The organism is Paenibacillus sp. OK003, assembly GCF_900109515.1.
GTDB classification, from domain to species: Bacteria; Bacillota; Bacilli; order Paenibacillales; family Paenibacillaceae; genus Paenibacillus; species Paenibacillus marchantiae.
Map to the genome: position 1 here is coordinate 161,129 of NZ_FOBD01000007.1, position 16,705 is coordinate 177,833.

Here is a 16,705-nt window from a genome sequence, read left to right on the forward strand (position 1 = left end):
TAGTACGTTTAGCTTTATGCTTGAGATTTTCGAGGTTAGTTAGGGTGTGGAAGTTAGCTTTTTAAAAAGTGTTGAAGCCTAGGCCAGTTTACCCCTGGGAATGTGTGGACAAATTATCTAAGGAACCTGGGACGCCTTATTTTGCCTTCAGCTCTTCTTTTTACAAAGTAAGGAACATGAGACATGCTATTTACTGAATTGCCTGACAAAAACACTATAAACGACTGTTTTTTTCTGATATAGCGTGTCTCAGGTTCTTTAGATTTCTGGAGTCACTTCATATCCTTAAATAAGAAGTCTCCGATTCATTAGCGCTTGCACATGCTCTGCTCTAAACCGTGAGTGATTAGCCGACTCCTGATCCACATCCAGAGCGAAGCTTTTCATTGAAAGGGAGAAAATCTACTTTAACGGCACTTCAGGTCCATTCAGACTTTCATTAGGTTTGAAGGCACTGCCAAGTAAAAGTTACACTCAAAAAGACCACCGAAAGATTTCGGTGGTCTTTTTGCCAAATTCAGGTTTATTCATCTCAATCTGGTTTAATTATCTTTTAAATCTTCAATGGAATTGATGTCCATATAGGTTGGTACAACCAGACCTGTTTTGGCACCGTCCATATTTGGACCGAGATCATCGATCTGATCCTTGTATTTGTTGAAATAATCTGCAGAGGTGAGCGGCAACCATGCAGCTGGAGTTGCATCAACATCACCATTGGCAATGCCGGTCCACATTGGACCGATTTCCACTTGAAGAGAGGTTACTTTGTAACCCAGTTTTTCTTTCAGGATGTACTCCAGCAAGTTCGTACTTGCAATCTCGGAGTCCCAGGCTACGTAACTTAGTTTAATGGAATCTCCATTCACCGGAGTCAGACCTTTGGTCCATTCAGCCACTTTGTCGCTATGCTTCTCGGCAAAAGCTGCTGCGGCTTTTTGGGGATCTTCTCCGTTTTGAATGGCAACCATGATTTCACCCATATCCTCAGGTGTCCAGGAGAAGCGATCCAGGAATTCATAAGCGACAGGTTTGTCTTCCTTTAACCCTTTACGGGCAATGGTATGAATTTGTTCTGCTTCACCGTAGACGCCTTCCGGATCGTCCAGGTATTTCAGGTCATATGCATTGAACATCCAATGCGGTGTCCAACCGGTAACGATAACCGGTTCCTTATTCTTAACCGCTTTATCCAGCGTAGCTGTCATTGCGGCTCCTGAACCTTCAACCAGTTTCCAGTCAGACAAACCGTATTTCTCAATGGCATTCGCTGTGGATTTCATAATTCCGGCACCTGGATCGATACCGATAATTTGATGATTCACTTCATTTCCCACATTGGCATTCGCCGATGGAGTGGAGGAAGAAGCACCTGTTTCCAAATCTGAAATCGAATTAACGTCTGTCATGTATGCAGGAACAACGAGCCCTGTGCGTACACCGGTCATGTTGGCTCCCAGATCATCCACCTGGTCTTTGTAACGTTCCCAGTAGTCAGCGTGAGTCAATGGCAGCCAAGCTGCTGGAGAGGCATCTACGTCGCCTGAGGCGACACCCGTCCACATCGGTCCAGCTTCAACTTGCAGGGCGTTAACTTTATAGCCAAGTTTGCTTTCCATGACATATTTCAACAGGTTAGTACTCGCAATCTCAGAATCCCAGGCTACATAGCTAAGTTTAAATGCATCACCGTTAACTGGCGTCAGACCTTTGGTCCATTCGTCAATCTGGTCTGCATGTTTCTCAGCGTAGTCTTTTGCGGCTTCTTCTGGAGATGTACCATTCTGAATGGCACTCATCATTTCTCCCATTTCATCGGATGTCCATTGGAAACGGGACAGGAATTCATAAGCAACCGGGTGATCTCCTTTCAAGCCTTTACGTGCGATGGTGTGAATTTCTTCAGCATCACCGAAAGATTTTTCGGGATCATCCAAATATTTTAGATCATATTTGTTGAACATCCAGTGTGGAGTCCAGCCTGTAATAATGATCGGTTCTTCCGCTTTAATGGCTTTGTCCAGTGTGGCAGTCATCGCTGCACCAGATCCTTCAATCAGGGTCCAGTCCGTCAGATGATAATCTTCAATGGCTTTGGCAGCGGATTTCATAATGCCTGCACCCGGATCAATACCAATGATCTGATATTTGACTTCTTCACCTACAGCATTCGCTGGAGTGTTGTTACCGCCGGCAGAAGTACTGTTGCCGCCAACAAAGTATTGTGAGAAACCAGCTACGAGCACAACAAATGTGGCTGCAGCAGTAATCCAGGCTTTTTGTTTCGCTGAGAAGCGTGAGCTTTTCTTACGGCCTGGCATAAACAGATTTTGAGTGAAACGGTCAAGTACGATCGCAAGAACCACGACAGCCAGACCAGCTTCAAAACCTTTACCAATCTGCAACTGTGTTACCGCACGATAGACTTCCGCACCAATACCCTGTGCACCGATCATGGAAGCAATAACAACCATGGACAGCGACAGCATAATGGTTTGGTTAATCCCTGACATTACGGTAGGCAATGCGAGTGGAAGCTGTACTTTGAACAACTTTTGCATGGACGTAGAACCAAAAGCATCCGCTGCTTCGACCAGTTCGCCAGATACCTGCTTAATTCCGAGGTGAGTCAGGCGAATCGTAGGTGGAATCGCGAATATAACGGACGCGATAACACCGGGAACCACACCAAGGCTGAAGAAGGTTACCGCTGGCAGCAAGTAGACAAATGCAGGCATGGTCTGCATAAAGTCAAGCAATGGTGTAATAATCCGGGCTGCAGTTTTGCTGTATGCGAGCCAGATACCGATGGGAACACCAAGCAGAATGGAGACTAATCCTGACGTAATAACGAGGCCCAAAGTATCCATCGATTGGGACCAATATCCGAGGTTATCTACGAGCAAGAAACCGATAACTGTAAACAGGGTCAGTGGTATTCGGCCAACAAGATATGCCAATACACCGAGTATTACAATAAACAGGAGCGGATGGGGGAGCATGAACAGCCCGGAGAAAAATCCGACAACCTCCTGAATAACAACAGAAATGACTTTAAATAATCCGGAGAGCGAGGTGCTCATCCAGTCAACAATCGCTTCAATCCACGATGCTAGTGGTATTTTGGGAATCATTCACAAGTTCCTCCTTTACTGCAACTTCACCGCTTAGTGCTCCAAGCAGGGCACCGCGGACGATAACACCTTGCAGACGGCCAGTTTCGCCAACAACAGCGAGCGGCACATGGGCTGAACTTACAATTTCGAACAATTCATGAATCAGGGTTTCAGGCGCTACAGTCGGCCCATCCGTGATCAGAATATCGTTCAACACTTTGTTTTCGCGCATCGCGCGGGTTGCATCTTCTGCTGTAATAACACCAAGCAGCTTCTTCGAACGGTCAATGACAAACAGGTTGGAAATACCACGTTCGCGCATTAATTCGAGGGCAACACGAGGACCACGGTCAAGCGTAATCGTTTCAGGACGTCGCATAACATGAGATGCGGTAAGGACCTTGGACAAGTCCACGTCTTCGACGAAGCGGGCCACATATGAGTTGGCCGGTTGAATCATGATTTCTTCCGGAGTACCGATCTGCACGACTGCGCCGTCTTTCATAAGGGCAATACGATCGCCGATGCGCAGCGCTTCGTCCAAGTCATGGGTAATGAAAATAATGGTCTTTTTCATTTTATCCTGAAGCTCAATCAGCTCATCCTGCATATCCCGACGAATCAGTGGATCAAGTGCACTGAATGCTTCATCCATTAACAGGACTTCCGGGTCATTCGCCAGCGCACGAGCCAAACCTACACGTTGCTGCATCCCGCCACTCAGCTCATCCGGCATTTTGTCTTCCCAGCCTTTAAGGCCAACCAGTTCAAGCGACGTTTTTGCTTTTTCTCGACGTTCATCTTTATCTACTTTTTGAACTTCGAGACCATACTCCACATTATCGAGAACGGTACGGTGCGGGAATAACGCAAACTTCTGGAATACCATGCTGATCGTTTTCCGACGCACTTCGCGCAATTGTTCTTTGTTCATCTTACGTAGATCTTTACCATGGACAAGAATCTCTCCCGATGTCGGTTCAATCAGACGATTGAACATTCGAACAAGTGTAGACTTACCACTTCCGGACAGTCCCATGATGACGAAAATTTCACCTTCCTGAATTTCCATGTTGACCCGGTTGACACCAACCGTTATCTGTTTTTCTTTGGCCAACTTTTCTTTGCCCCAACCTTGCTCCAGTAATTGTAGACCTTGCTCGGTTTGGGGTCCAAACAGTTTACTTACATTTTTTACTTCAAGTATGGTCATGTTTTCACCCCTTCTGATGTGTTGTGCACTTCGAACGGCTTTCAGCATCCACAAGCCCATACACTTGTGCGCCCAGCCACGAAATCCGGTAATCGTTGCTTCGCTTCCCGTCTTTCTGGGTAACGTTTTGTATTCTAACAATACTTAACCCGTATAGCAACTGAATAAACAGTACATAATGTTTGTACAGTAAAAACTGTACAAAGTTTTCCGTCCATATGCTCCGTCATTCTCCTTATTCTGGCTAATAAGACACCTTTACATTTGATATCGCTTTTTCTACAATAGAAAATGTGCTGAATCTAAGCAGTTTTTTTGGTTAAAAGAAAGTCGTAGGCGTTTGCAACCTGGTAAAGCTCCCATGAAATACATGGGGTAACCTAAAGCCTGTTGGCATATAGGATGTCCTGCCGGATACTTTCCCATGTAAGCCGGATCTTACAGTTGCAATTATTTTGCCGAGACTGGGAATGTTGAGAATGGAGGTTGCAAGCATGAGCTTGGACCATTTACAAGAGGAACAGCAGGCAACCGTTCTTAGAATCCGTAAACGCGTCATTGAAGCCATTGGGCGTAATATGGATCTATACGGCGTTACGCTGTCCACGGGACACTTATATGGATTGCTTTTTTTTGCAGACAAACCTATGACCCTTGACGATATGGGCCGGGAAATGGAAATGAGCAAAACGAGCATGAGTACCGGCGTACGTACACTGCTGGATCTAAAAATGGTGAATAAAGTATGGAGCAAAGGCTCCCGGAAAGACCTATATGAAGTGGAGTATGACTGGCATCAGACGTTTACGGATTATTTTGTAATTAAATGGAGAAAAGCCGTGGAGAGTAACCTTCAGGTACTGCGCAAATCCGTTGATGAAATGAATCGTTTGATTGCTGACCTGGATGAACAAGCAGATGCTGAACTTCTTCGCATTCTTAAGGAAGACAAGCATAAGGTGCTTCAAGCAGAGGCCTATTACAAATGGCTGGATCGCTTGATTGATACCATGGAAGATGAAGAAATATACAAATTGGTTCCGAAGGAAGAGATCAAGGAACATGAATAACAGCAAAAGCAAAAGGCCCTTTCCGAATTGGAGAGGGCTCTTTTGTCTTGGGGGGTTACGTACTTGTACATTTATAATGAAGAAAAACACATGCTTTACAATTGGCCGATTAATCCCACACGTGATAAGGTCACAAGCCGCTGAACGATCTGTTCCAGTTCGTCCATGATCTGATGGCGTCCGCTTGGGGTCCAGGATCGTACAGACCAATCGGATATATCATGTACGTTACCTTTCAACACGGCTGGAGAGCGATTCCAGGCTGTAGTTTGTTTCATGCGCCGAAGCAGTTTCTCACTGGCAGGAGTATTGGAGACGCGGTTCATGAACAGATGATCCGTGTCCAGCATGGGAATGCTATCTGCCGCATACTCATCTGTCATGAAATCTATAGACATGATCTGTGCAGGGTTCAGTCCAAGTTCACCGTAGATAAGACGATTCAATGGATGCTCGATATTTTCCTGGAGCCGGATAGACTGATTCGTAACCTGCATAAGCATAATACGTTCTTGCCCGAAATGATGCTTCAAACGGAGTCCGATATCAAGGTTGCGAAGCTCCAGCTGTTTGAAATTCTGTAAGGCCTGCTGCTCCCGTCCGACCAGTTCAGCCAAGCGTACATGATTTTCTTTCCAGTCATGGGCCTGATCCAGGATAACCGTAGGTGCAATACTTTTGAGCTGATCGTAAAAGGGTTGATGATAAAAGTCACCGATGATCAGGTCCGGCTTGGCCTGACGTAATTTCTCCAATTGTGTGGATAGCCGCTGCTGCTGCTCGACTTCATCAAGCTCCCGATCATGGAATCCGTCCATTGCAGCTACGGGAGACAATCCGAGCGAAGAGAGGTTCTCATGAAGTCCCATTCTGGACGCGGTAGCCACGCGAATTTGGTCTTTTTTCATATATAAGCTGGGTGCGATCCCCAAGGTTTGTTTGAATTTGCGGCTAAAATAATATTCATTGCCATAGCCAACAGATACGGCGACGTCTTTGAGTACACATGTTTCCTGCTTGAGCTGTTTTTTGGCCTCGTCAATCCGTAAGCGATTCAGATAATCGGTAGGTGACATGCCCTTGGCTTTCTTGAAACTGCGAGAATAGGAGCTTGGCGTCAATCCGGCAATTTTGGCCAGTTGATCCATGCTGATACCTTCACTCATGAACCTTTTCATATACATAATGCTGCGTTCAAGCGCCGGATCGACCTTCTCATAATTTTCTTCAAGCCGGTTCTCCGAGAGATACTGCAAAAGCTCGTGCAGCTGGCTATGTATACTGATAAAGTGATCGGGGTGAACGCCGCGATAGGCTTCATACAATTGTTCAACTCGCGCTCTGGCTTGTTGGTCATGACGAACCATCAGTCTGCCTGTCTCCCAATCCAGCGGGAAACCAGAAGAGGAGGACATTTTCCATTGGCCACGCACTTGCTGCAAACATACCGTATCCATGCTAAGTATTATAAACTCCGTAACAGCCGAGCGTGCAGCCGCCTCAATCGTTGTTCCTGGCTTCAGAACATACAGTTGATTGGCTTCGGCGGTATAGACTGTATCGTTCAAGACCAGAACACCGTCTCCTTGTAAAATAAGACAGAGCATGGGCCGGGACACCGTCTTGCCTTGCACACGGAAATGCTCCCCGCGCCGTACACGGCACATGGAAGAGAGGAGCGGTAGAGATGAGGTTTCAGAAATGAAGGAAAGCTGTTCAGTCATACGGACCATCCTTTTGTCTTATTTTCTTAATGATAACAATTATCATTCTCATATGGAAGGGTTTTTGAAAAATAGTTTTGGACATGAAAAAAAGAGGATACCCAGAGCCGTGATGGCTTTAGGGTTATCCTCTATATTTGAAACTAGAATGTTGAGATAGCTATAAGTTTCTATAAGTCTATACCCACATGTGTGGGTTAGTTTGGCACGACCAACAGGATATCATCCAGGAACACGTCGCTTAGCACCTTTTTGCCTGTACCATTGGCTTGCACATGATACAGCCGATAGAGATCATTTGCGTTGATGTAGAACATGCCCGGAACATCGTCATGAAGCTGGAACGTTGACCATTCCTCTCCAGCAAGCTTGGTTACTTTGAGAGCTGCGCTCACGGAATATAGACCATTTGTACCGGAAAGATATGCAATAGTTGGTGTTCCGTTGGTCAACTGAGCAGTTACGAAAGTGACACTGTTCAAATTCAGGTTGGCAGATTTGGATACCTTGTTCCCGGCGATGGTTTTGGCATACGCCTTTTTGTCTGCATCCACAACGACAACCTTATCTGTACCCAGTGGATTGACCTCCCGGATGCTCTTACTATGAATCTGAAGAGTTTTGCCAGAAGTGGTCAAAGCAAAGGCTTTGCCTGTTGAATAATCATAATCCTTGTTGCTGTCCAGCTTGATGCCTTTGTTATACACATACAGATTGTTGCCCCAGCCGCCAGCGTAAACAGCGTTCACATCCAGCTTTGCTTTGGGATTAACTGCTGTACCTTTGCCTGTATTGTAGTTTACCTTGTACATGAGAATGGCGTTGGTCGAGTAGTACTGCTCGTATGGGTCAGTGTTCACCATCAATTGCAGTTCGTTTTTGGCCACGTTCATAAAATAACGACTCTCTACTGCACCAGCAGCAATTCGTTGCACTGCTCCGCTTCCATTGGATGCCTTGGAAACGATCCATGGGTTTCCATTAACGAGCCCGTTATAATATACACGGCCTTTCGTTACGGCGAGCAGCGGGAAATCTGTATCTGCTTTGTCTGCAATTTTGGTGGCAGCGGAAGCTTCGCTATTGCCATTTGCACGATAGATCGTTCCTTTGGAATCCATATAATAGATGAACCCATTATCCGTAAAGTAGCTCAACACATCTGTTGCATACGTTTCAGCAGAATCACTTGAACCGTCATTGGGAACACGAAGCAGCGTTGTGGAAGACTCGGAACGGGTGTAATAGAGATAGGAGCCCGCCGCAGACAGACCATCTCCTTCAAAATCAAGCAATACCTCTGTAGTTCCGCTTCCGTCACCGGATACTTTGTACAATACACCATCGGATTCGTAATAGACCGTAGTTTGACTGAGGGAAGCTGCATGAGCATTGGCTCCGCCTCCAAGCACTGCTGCCGTGATCAGTGTGAACAGCAGCAAGGTGAAAACCGTGTGATGCATACGTGTAGACCATTTGTTCATAAATCAATCGTCACCCTTCTTTTTATGTATGTAAGTAACACATTATCACCTTACGTTATATCGGTAAACTATGGAAAATATGTTACACATCTCAGCCGGATAAAATGGACAGATATGAAATTGAATTTCATTAAAAATCTTCGCTGGAATGCATCTTCGCATGCTGCTGCCGATCCCTTCGCGGAAACTGTCTCCGGTGTATACCCTGCTACCGTTTGCCAGCCATTTGGCATGGTCGCTTCAACTTCAATCCGGGGTGAGGTCAGGTATCGGTTGACGACCTCCTGCTCCGTACCCTCCTCAACCTTGAGCCCCTTTTCCATGAAAATATACCGATCACACACGGCCGATAGCTGTGATAACACGTGAGACGATACGAGAATCGTCATCTGTTCCTCCTGATTTAGCCGATGGATGATTCGGAGCACCATCTGAATTCCATCCGGGTCAAGCCCATTGGTTGGCTCATCCAGAAAGAGAATGGAGGGGCGGTGCAGCAGCACCCGTGCTAGACCTACGCGTTTTTTCATACATGTGCTGTAGGTGCCTACTTTTCGATATTGATATTCCTGTAATTCGAACAGATCCACGAGCTCATCAATCCGTGCTTTGGCATGTTGTACACCGAAAGCTTCAGCGAAAAAGATCAGGTTGTCACGCCCACTCATATTTTCATACAATCCACTCTGCTCGGTTAACGTGCCGCATATGGCGAGTACGTTCTCCGTCTCACGGAAGGGATCAAGACCGTTAATGCTCACTCTCCCGCGCGAAGCGCCAAGAACGCCGTTCATGATGCGGATCAGAGTGGTTTTGCCCGAACCGTTGGGCCCGATCAGCCTGGTAACGCTGCCTTGTTCAACCGTGAAGCTGACATCGTTCAGTGCCTGATGTACTTTAAATTGCTTGGAAATGTTGCGAACTTCAATCATGTATATTCACCGTCCGATCTGAGTTTGGAGATTATACGTCCAGATGAGCAATATCGTTCAAATGGAGGTCCGGAAATAAAACTTCTCCGCCTTTAGTCCCAAAAGAAGGCAGCAACTTCACCCCTAAAGTCCGGCGAAATCGGGTCTCAGGTTTGTTTTCACTGTGGTCTATACCATGTATTCTGGTTAAAAGGATGCAATATCTCGTTTCATTGCCATCCATAACGTGGTAATTAGACATAAGGCCTCTTACATATCAGGAATGCCTGAATATTCATCTAACGCCGGTCTTGGTTAGCCAAGGCCGGTTTGACGTCGTTACTTGGCGTATCCATCCAATGGAACGCCTCATTTCTTGTGATTACATAACTATTTCGTCTAACACATCATATGAACACTTCCAAGTAGGGAACATCAGATGTGGTTGGACCAGAGGAAGGTGAGCGAAATGACAGCATCCAATGAGTATCGCTTTCAGGTAAACCTAAGTGGTATGATCCAGATTCTATCGAACCATCTATACAGCAGCCCTAAAGTATTTTTACGTGAATTAATGCAAAATGCGACGGATGCCATTACAGCTCGAACAGAAGCGGAACCGGGATTCCAGGGTGAAGTACGTGTAGAACTGACCGGAACAGGTGAGCAGTTGACCATGATGGTGGAGGACAACGGCATTGGCTTGACGGAAGCCGATATCCATGAGTTTCTTGCGATGATCGGACAATCCTCGAAGCGTGGGCAGCAGGCCTTGCTGGATGGAGAGACTTCGTTCATCGGGCGATTCGGGATCGGATTATTGTCCTGTTTCATGGTGAGTCATGAAATCGTCATGCTGACGCAATCCGCGAAGGGTGGACCTTCAATGGAGTGGCGGGGTAAGCCCGATGGAACGTATACGATTCGGCAATTGGAGACACAGTTGTCTCCGGGAACGAAAGTATATCTGCGTTGTACACCGGATGCAGCGCATTATTTTGAAACGGAATATGTGAAAGAAGCTTTGTTCTATTACGGAGCGTTATTGCCTTATCCGGTCATCCTGCACAGCGAGGGGGTTCAGCATATCGTCAATAGCCAGTCACCAATCTGGCTGATGGAGCCTGAGCTTGCACGTGGACGAAGAGCGGAAGTGCTGGCTTTTGGTGAACGCTTGCTTGGAGAGAAGTTTCAGGATTTCATCCCACTGACGACGGCTTCTGGCCGTACAGGAGGCATCGCCTTTGTTCTTCCGCATGCAGTTAATCTGAATGCCAAGCGTTCTCACCGGGTGTATCTAAAGCGAATGCTGATCTCGGAGAAGGCTGAGAATATTTTGCCGGATTGGGCCTTCTTCGTGAAATGCCTGATTTGGACAGATGAGCTTCAACCAACAGCTTCACGGGAGCATTTTTATGAAAATGAAAAGCTGGAAGAGGTTCGCTCCGAACTTGGCGATGCCCTTAGTAAAGGATTGGCCGACATGGCTGAGAGCCAGACGGAACGGCTGCAAAAGCTGATTCGCCTGCATGCGCTGTCGATGAAGGCACTGGCTGTGCAGGATCAGGAGTTCTATGCCATGATTCACCACTGGCTTCCATTTGAAAGTACCCGTGGTCATCGGGAACTGGGCGAGTTGATGAGTGAGGGAGAGACGTTGTACTTCACGACCACAGTGGATGAGTATCGCCAGATTCATCATGTCGCGTCAGCCCAATCGATGCTGGTCATTAACGGTGGATACATCTACGACAGCGATTTGATGGCAATGCTGCCACAAGTGGTGCAGCATGTACAGACGCAGCGGTTGCAGCCGGATGAGGTATCCATGAGTTTCACTGATGTGCCACCAGCTGAACGGAATCAGTATTATGATGCCTTGCGCCTTGCTGACTCTGCTTTGCAACGTTTCCGCTGCCGTGCAGAGGTCAAGGGCTTCAAGCCAGCTGATTTGCCGGTGCTGTTCACGCTCTCGCAGGAGTCTTCCACGCTGCGGGCATTGGAAAAAGCAAGTGAGGAGAGTACCGAATTATTCTCATCTGTCCTCGGATCATTGTCATCCGGCATTAGTTCGGCAGGTTATTCGACCTTGTACCTGAACATCAGCAATCCAATTATTCAGCGGGTCCTGACTTCACCAGATGCCCAAATGACTCCGATTGCCATTGAGATGTTGTATGTCAATGCATTAATGATGGGGCATTATGCGATGAATCGGCAGGAGCTTGAGGTTCTGAATCAGGGCATCGTTCGTTTTATTGATTGGGGTTTGCGTGCGAATACAGATCGTAAGGGGGATGCCTGATGAAGACCGAAATGGATTTTGAGGATCTGATGGATGAGGCCTATGGCCTGCCTAATGGAACAGCGAAGCTGGGCATGCTGGAGGAAGCGGCAAGAGTCGCCGATGTGAATGGTATGGAGGAGGAAGCGTACGAAGCGCGTTCAGAGATCGTGGAAACCGCGACATTCTGCGGTTATCCGATGAAAGCACTGATTGCTTTTTCCTGGCAGCTGGGCAAGTTTGATCAACAGCCAGAACGCTATGACGAAGAAACGTTAATGTGGTCGTATAAATGGATTTTGGGTGAATTATCCAGCTTCCCGGAAGTGTCTCGCGATAAAATGATGGAACTGCTGGAGGACTTTGGACGTCGCTTCAAATCATTTGGGTACAGTGAACGTTCGTATTGGTATTATCGATTCCGCATATCCATGGACCTTGGAGATCTGGAGGAGGCGGGTACCAGCTATACGAAGTTCAGAAGTATGGATCGTGACTTTATGAGTGATTGTGAAGCCTGTGAACAGGACGAGATCATGCGCTACTGGTTATTGGCAGGTGATGATGAGAAGGTATTGGAAGCGGCGAAGCCCATTTTGAAAGGGAGAATGAGTTGTGCCGAAATTCCGCACCTGACCTTATCGGAGATTTTGATGCCATTATACCGGCTTGGCAAGATTGATGAAGCTGACAAACATCAGGCCAAAGGCTATCGCATGATCAAAGGACATAATGATTTTGTGAAGAGCTTTGCTGAGCAGATGGATTATCTTGCACGCACGAACCCGGCGAAGGGCATCGATGTACTGGAAGAAAATATAGTGCTCGCGATGGATCATGAAGATCCGTTTGCCAAAATGATGTTCTATGCTAGATCAGCACAACTGTTGCGCCGCTGGGCTGATGAATCTCCAGGATACCGATTGCGGCTTCCTGCCTCATTTCCCTATGAAGGAGATCCGGGAGATTTGCTTAAACTGGCCGACTATTTTGCAGCTTTTGCCAAGGCATCCGCTGACAAGTATGACCAGCGGAATGGCAATCAACATGTCTCTTCCATGTTAAGCGAGGTATAGGAGAAGAGGAAGACAGCAGAGTATTCCGGCTACAAATGGTCAGCGTACAAACCAAAACAGGCTTGTTCAGAGGGAGGAAGCTCCTCCTTCGAACAAGCCTGTTTAATTTTTTTGTGTCATGAGTGCGAGAATAATACTGTTATTGCAATCTGGTGTTCAGGTTATTCAGGATTCACGGTTGCAGGTGCAGCCGAAGCATCTTCAGCAGGTTTTTCGTCTTCAGGGGAAGCCTCCGCTTTTGACTGTTTTGCCCTCAACTCAGCTACGATTTTATCGGTTGGCTGCGTGAACAATTTATACATAATGGCTGCCTCTTCCTGGCGGATCAGTGGTTTGCGGGAGAGGAAGTCAACCGACCCATCCTCCAGCACCTTCACTTCCGGGCCGTGAATGCCCAACTTGACCATCATTTGGATCGCAGGCACCGCCCAGGCATCCGTCTGTCCGGCCAGCTTCACATCTTCGAACAGTTCGTTCGGGTATTTCAGCTGGAAGGTTCTCCAGATCATCACCATGGCTTCTTGGCGAGTAATGGCCTGATCCGGTTTGAACTGTTTTGAATCTGCACCTGTGATCATGCCTAATTCATAACCAAGCTGAATATAACCGGCGGAAGGGTGTGAGGCCCAGTCCGTATCCGCAGGTGGAGTCGTTTTGCTGGCCTTCAGCCCGCTAATTTTTAGCATATCTTCAATGTATTCAGCGCGAGTAACGGCAATTTTGGGTTGAAAAGCTTCATTTGCATCATTGGTATAGTATCCAAGGGATTGCAATCCATAGATGGCTTCAGCATAAGGACTATCTGCCCGCACATCTCGGAAGCCGTTGGGTTTCTGTCCTTTTTTCTCATATCCAAAAGGATTAAGATAAGGTTCTTTCATGTAGATGGTTCCATCTGCATTTTCCTTGAACGCTGTGAACTGGCCTGTTAATTCATCCTTGAATAGATGATCTTCAACCTGGATCAGATTACGTGGGCCTATGAAAGCATCTGAAATGCTCAATTGTCCGGGCTCTTTGCTGCCTTCTTTCAAGGAACTGACAAGCGTGCTAATCCGCAGATCCGCATAAAGTCCGTTGAACCGTTGCAATTCATCTGCCGATTGCGGCGTGTATTCCTTGAACTTAATCGGCTCGGCATATTGCGGGAAGAACGTCTGGATAAAGGCTGGATAGAACATATTGCGAAGTGCTCCAGCCTGATTATACGTTAGGAAGACACCAGTGTTTTGCTCAGGAATAAGGAAGAGATAAGAGCTGAACCCGGGCATGTCGCCTGCTTTGGTAATGATTTTGGAATTGCTACCCGCGCCAGGAAGCTGGTAAGCGGCTTCAAATCCATACGTGGTGTCTGGTAACAAGGGATGAATGGAGGAACGATACTGTTCCATGCTTTTCACAGTCGATTCCTTGAAAACACGTTCGTTATCCTTCACACCATCGTTCAGGAAAGCAAGCATGAAATTCCCAATGTCCTCTGTGGTAGACAACATGCCACCTTGAGGCAAAGGCGTTGGAGAGATCGTGTACAGATCAATTGGTTTATGTGCCGCATCATAGGCTGTTGCCAGCTGTTTTTTGAACTTGCCATCCAGCATAAAACTGCTGTTATCCATGCCCAGAGGCTGGAAGATATGTTGCTGCATATACGTTTCGAACGGTTCTCCGCTCACAATCTCCACAATCATGCCCAGCAGCAGGAAGGCGAAGTTGTCGTACATATAAGCGCTGCCAGGTTCTCTGACGACAGGTGGCATATGTAACGTTGCATAATCCTCCATCGATACCATTTTGTCGAAGTCATCATGCACATCTTCCTGCTCAGGGTCGCGGATCTCGAATCCGGTGGTGTGTGTGAGCAGATTCTCTACCGTTACAGGTTTGTCGAAAGGATTATCGAATGTCAGTCCTTTCACATAGGTTTGAAAATCAGCTTTCAAATTCACCTTGCCTTGCTCCACAAGCTGCATAACAGCTGCTGCTGTGAACGTTTTGGAGACAGAGGCTACACGAAAGGTAGTGCTTTTCGGGTCAACGGGCGTTTTACTCTCCAGATCGGAATATCCATACCCTTTCTCTGCCACGACTTTTCCATCTTTGACCACGACCACGGAAGCTCCAACATATTGGGCCTTGGCTTGGGGAGAGTTGAAAAATGTATCGAGAAAGGCGGTGGCCGATTCATTGTTCAGCGCTGTCGCGTTCCCTTTTTCATTGGCCGCAGCGGGTGTGGTCTCCGCTTGCACGGCTGGTGCCCATAGACTGAGAGACAGGACAAACGCCATGAACGCCCCCGTTATGGAGGTGAGCCTGAAGCGGGTGCTTCGATTGGATAAATGCATGCAAACACTCCTTCAAAAGAAAATTTTGTAAAAAGCACACTCCTGTTATTACTGATTAATGGCCCGATAGGTTTCAAGATAGTAGATTGTGATAGACATTTCCAATAGAACTCAAAACTACCAGGTTGAAATCCAGCATAGAAAAGTCGAAAATTTAGGAGGCATCTGCACAGGGCTGTGGTTCACTTTGAACCGTTGACGGCCGAAGCGACTGCCGGAAAAATACGAGAGCGCCGATCCCCATCAAAACATACAGGCCAGCCATTGCATAAGAAGGCAGAAAGGCTCCAATCGTCAGCCCAAGACTACCCAGCAGAGCGGCTGCATTATAACTCATGCCGTCAGCAGCCATATAGGCAGCACGGTCGGAGTCAGGAATCATGCCAGCAAGCATGACCTGACGTACAGGCGCATACATGAGCTCACCAATGGTTAGCAGTACAGCGGATGTAATAAGCAGCCAGGCCCAATTGCTGAAAGCGAGCACGGCAAAACCAGTAGTGTACAGACACAGGCCGACGGTCATGATAAATCTGGATTGGAAACGCCTCATCCATTTGGAGAATGGAATGGCCATGATTACGACAAGTACAGTGTTAATCGCCATGATCAGACTGAACATCTGCAGACCTGAGATGTCCCAACGGAACAGTTGGGCGTTGAATTCACTTTTCAGACGAACGGCAATGTATTTATCCATTTGGAATTCCAGAGAGACAGCCAGCACTGTTGCGGTGAAAAATACCATAAAACGTTTGTCCCTAAATACACCGACATACGTTTTCAGGATATTCCTATTTATCGGGGCATTAAGCTGATTGTGGTGTTTCTTATCCATTGTTTCATGAATATAGAATAAGAGAATAAATAGTGTAACCAGGCTCTCCACGCATACCAGACTGAACAAAATGAAGCGGAAGGACTCGAATAATAACCCGCCCATCAGCGCACCAATCGTAACGGCAACGTTGGTGGTCCAATATTGCAGCCCATAGACATACTGACGTTCATGTTCACTGCTCACGTCTACAATCATGGCATTGGCAATGGGCCCGGTGATACCCGAACTGATGCTGCTAAGCAGAAACATGGCACAAGTTAAAGGAACGGAATTCATCCATGGGGAGTTGGCGGCAGCCAGCCAGAACAGGGCGAATACCTGCAGCAGTTGGGCGATGACCATCAGTTTCTTGCGTCCGACTCGGTCAGACCAGTATCCTGCGCCCAAGCCAACGATCATGGATGCCACAATGTTAACGGTTAACAGTATACCTGCCCAGCCTGCACCAATCTGGACACTCAGATAAATCGCCATAAAAGGAATAATGGATTTCTGAGTTAGATCCGTAAAAAAATCAGTAATGATACGAATTTTGATGTTGCGGTGCAAATCAGTATATTTCATGTGCAGTTCTCTTCCTTCCCGCTGGTGTTGTTGATGTACCTGAGTATAATGGAGGAAAACCTGAAGAAAAACTGTAGAAG

10 protein-coding genes are annotated in these 16,705 nt (G+C 47.0%); 3 read left to right on the forward strand and 7 right to left on the reverse strand.

Going from position 1 to position 16,705, the window contains the following annotated elements; genetic code table 11:
* Positions 1-542: 542 nt before the first annotated feature.
* Positions 543-3,134 (reverse strand): glycine betaine ABC transporter substrate-binding protein, encoded by a 2,592-nt coding sequence (locus BMW94_RS12585; protein ID WP_090998760.1) that lies wholly within the window; start codon positions 3,132-3,134, stop codon positions 543-545.
* Positions 3,100-4,329, reverse strand: coding sequence for a quaternary amine ABC transporter ATP-binding protein (locus tag BMW94_RS12590; RefSeq protein ID WP_063564457.1), 1,230 nt, complete (start codon positions 4,327-4,329; stop codon positions 3,100-3,102). The genes BMW94_RS12585 and BMW94_RS12590 overlap by 35 nt, the downstream gene beginning before the upstream one ends.
* 494 nt (positions 4,330-4,823) lie before the next feature.
* On the opposite strand from BMW94_RS12590, the gene BMW94_RS12595 reads away from it, so the two are divergent.
* Positions 4,824-5,399 carry a GbsR/MarR family transcriptional regulator gene (locus tag BMW94_RS12595; RefSeq protein ID WP_090998762.1) on the forward strand — a complete coding sequence of 192 codons (576 nt, stop codon included), beginning with the start codon at positions 4,824-4,826 and terminating at the stop codon, positions 5,397-5,399.
* Between the two features lie 95 nt (positions 5,400-5,494).
* Here BMW94_RS12595 and BMW94_RS12600 read toward each other — a convergent pair whose 3' ends face one another.
* The 3 genes from BMW94_RS12600 to BMW94_RS12610 all read right to left on the reverse strand — a co-directional run bounded on the left by BMW94_RS12600 (position 5,495) and on the right by BMW94_RS12610 (position 9,539).
* A complete protein-coding gene (locus BMW94_RS12600) occupies positions 5,495-7,123 on the reverse strand; it encodes a helix-turn-helix domain-containing protein (protein WP_175480668.1) in 1,629 nt (542 codons plus the stop codon).
* Positions 7,124-7,320: 197 nt separating this feature from the next.
* On the reverse strand, positions 7,321-8,607 hold the full coding sequence (locus BMW94_RS12605) for a DUF5050 domain-containing protein (protein WP_090998766.1): 1,287 nt from the start codon (positions 8,605-8,607) through the stop codon (positions 7,321-7,323).
* A gap of 68 nt (positions 8,608-8,675) precedes the next feature.
* Positions 8,676-9,539 carry an ABC transporter ATP-binding protein gene (locus BMW94_RS12610; protein WP_090998769.1) on the reverse strand — a complete coding sequence of 288 codons (864 nt, stop codon included), beginning with the start codon at positions 9,537-9,539 and terminating at the stop codon, positions 8,676-8,678.
* Between the two features lie 448 nt (positions 9,540-9,987).
* Between BMW94_RS12610 and BMW94_RS12615 the strand changes: the two genes are divergently transcribed.
* Positions 9,988-11,823, forward strand: a complete 1,836-nt coding sequence (locus BMW94_RS12615; protein WP_090998771.1) for an HSP90 family protein — start codon at positions 9,988-9,990, stop codon at positions 11,821-11,823.
* Positions 11,823-12,878 carry a hypothetical protein gene (locus BMW94_RS12620; RefSeq protein WP_090998773.1) on the forward strand — a complete coding sequence of 352 codons (1,056 nt, stop codon included), beginning with the start codon at positions 11,823-11,825 and terminating at the stop codon, positions 12,876-12,878. The genes BMW94_RS12615 and BMW94_RS12620 overlap by 1 nt, the downstream gene beginning before the upstream one ends.
* A 161-nt stretch (positions 12,879-13,039) precedes the next feature.
* On the opposite strand, the gene BMW94_RS12625 is transcribed toward BMW94_RS12620, so the two are convergent.
* Both BMW94_RS12625 and BMW94_RS12630 read right to left on the reverse strand, forming a co-directional pair.
* Positions 13,040-15,220: a serine hydrolase domain-containing protein gene (locus BMW94_RS12625; RefSeq protein WP_090998775.1), complete on the reverse strand. Its 2,181-nt coding sequence runs from the start codon at positions 15,218-15,220 to the stop codon at positions 13,040-13,042.
* Between the two features lie 154 nt (positions 15,221-15,374).
* A complete protein-coding gene (locus BMW94_RS12630) occupies positions 15,375-16,625 on the reverse strand; it encodes an MDR family MFS transporter (RefSeq protein ID WP_090998778.1) in 1,251 nt (416 codons plus the stop codon).
* Positions 16,626-16,705: the final 80 nt, after the last annotated feature.

Coding starts and splice junctions, on each gene's coding strand:
- BMW94_RS12630 (WP_090998778.1), bottom strand. CDS start 16,625: ATGAAATATACTGATTTGCACCGCAACATCAAAATTCGTATCATTACT.
- BMW94_RS12620 (WP_090998773.1), top strand. CDS start 11,823: ATGAAGACCGAAATGGATTTTGAGGATCTGATGGATGAGGCCTATGGC.
- BMW94_RS12600 (WP_175480668.1), bottom strand. CDS start 7,123: ATGACTGAACAGCTTTCCTTCATTTCTGAAACCTCATCTCTACCGCTC.
- BMW94_RS12590 (WP_063564457.1), bottom strand. CDS start 4,329: ATGACCATACTTGAAGTAAAAAATGTAAGTAAACTGTTTGGACCCCAA.
- BMW94_RS12605 (WP_090998766.1), bottom strand. CDS start 8,607: ATGAACAAATGGTCTACACGTATGCATCACACGGTTTTCACCTTGCTG.
- BMW94_RS12625 (WP_090998775.1), bottom strand. CDS start 15,220: ATGCATTTATCCAATCGAAGCACCCGCTTCAGGCTCACCTCCATAACG.
- BMW94_RS12615 (WP_090998771.1), top strand. CDS start 9,988: ATGACAGCATCCAATGAGTATCGCTTTCAGGTAAACCTAAGTGGTATG.
- BMW94_RS12610 (WP_090998769.1), bottom strand. CDS start 9,539: ATGATTGAAGTTCGCAACATTTCCAAGCAATTTAAAGTACATCAGGCA.
- BMW94_RS12595 (WP_090998762.1), top strand. CDS start 4,824: ATGAGCTTGGACCATTTACAAGAGGAACAGCAGGCAACCGTTCTTAGA.
- BMW94_RS12585 (WP_090998760.1), bottom strand. CDS start 3,134: ATGATTCCCAAAATACCACTAGCATCGTGGATTGAAGCGATTGTTGAC.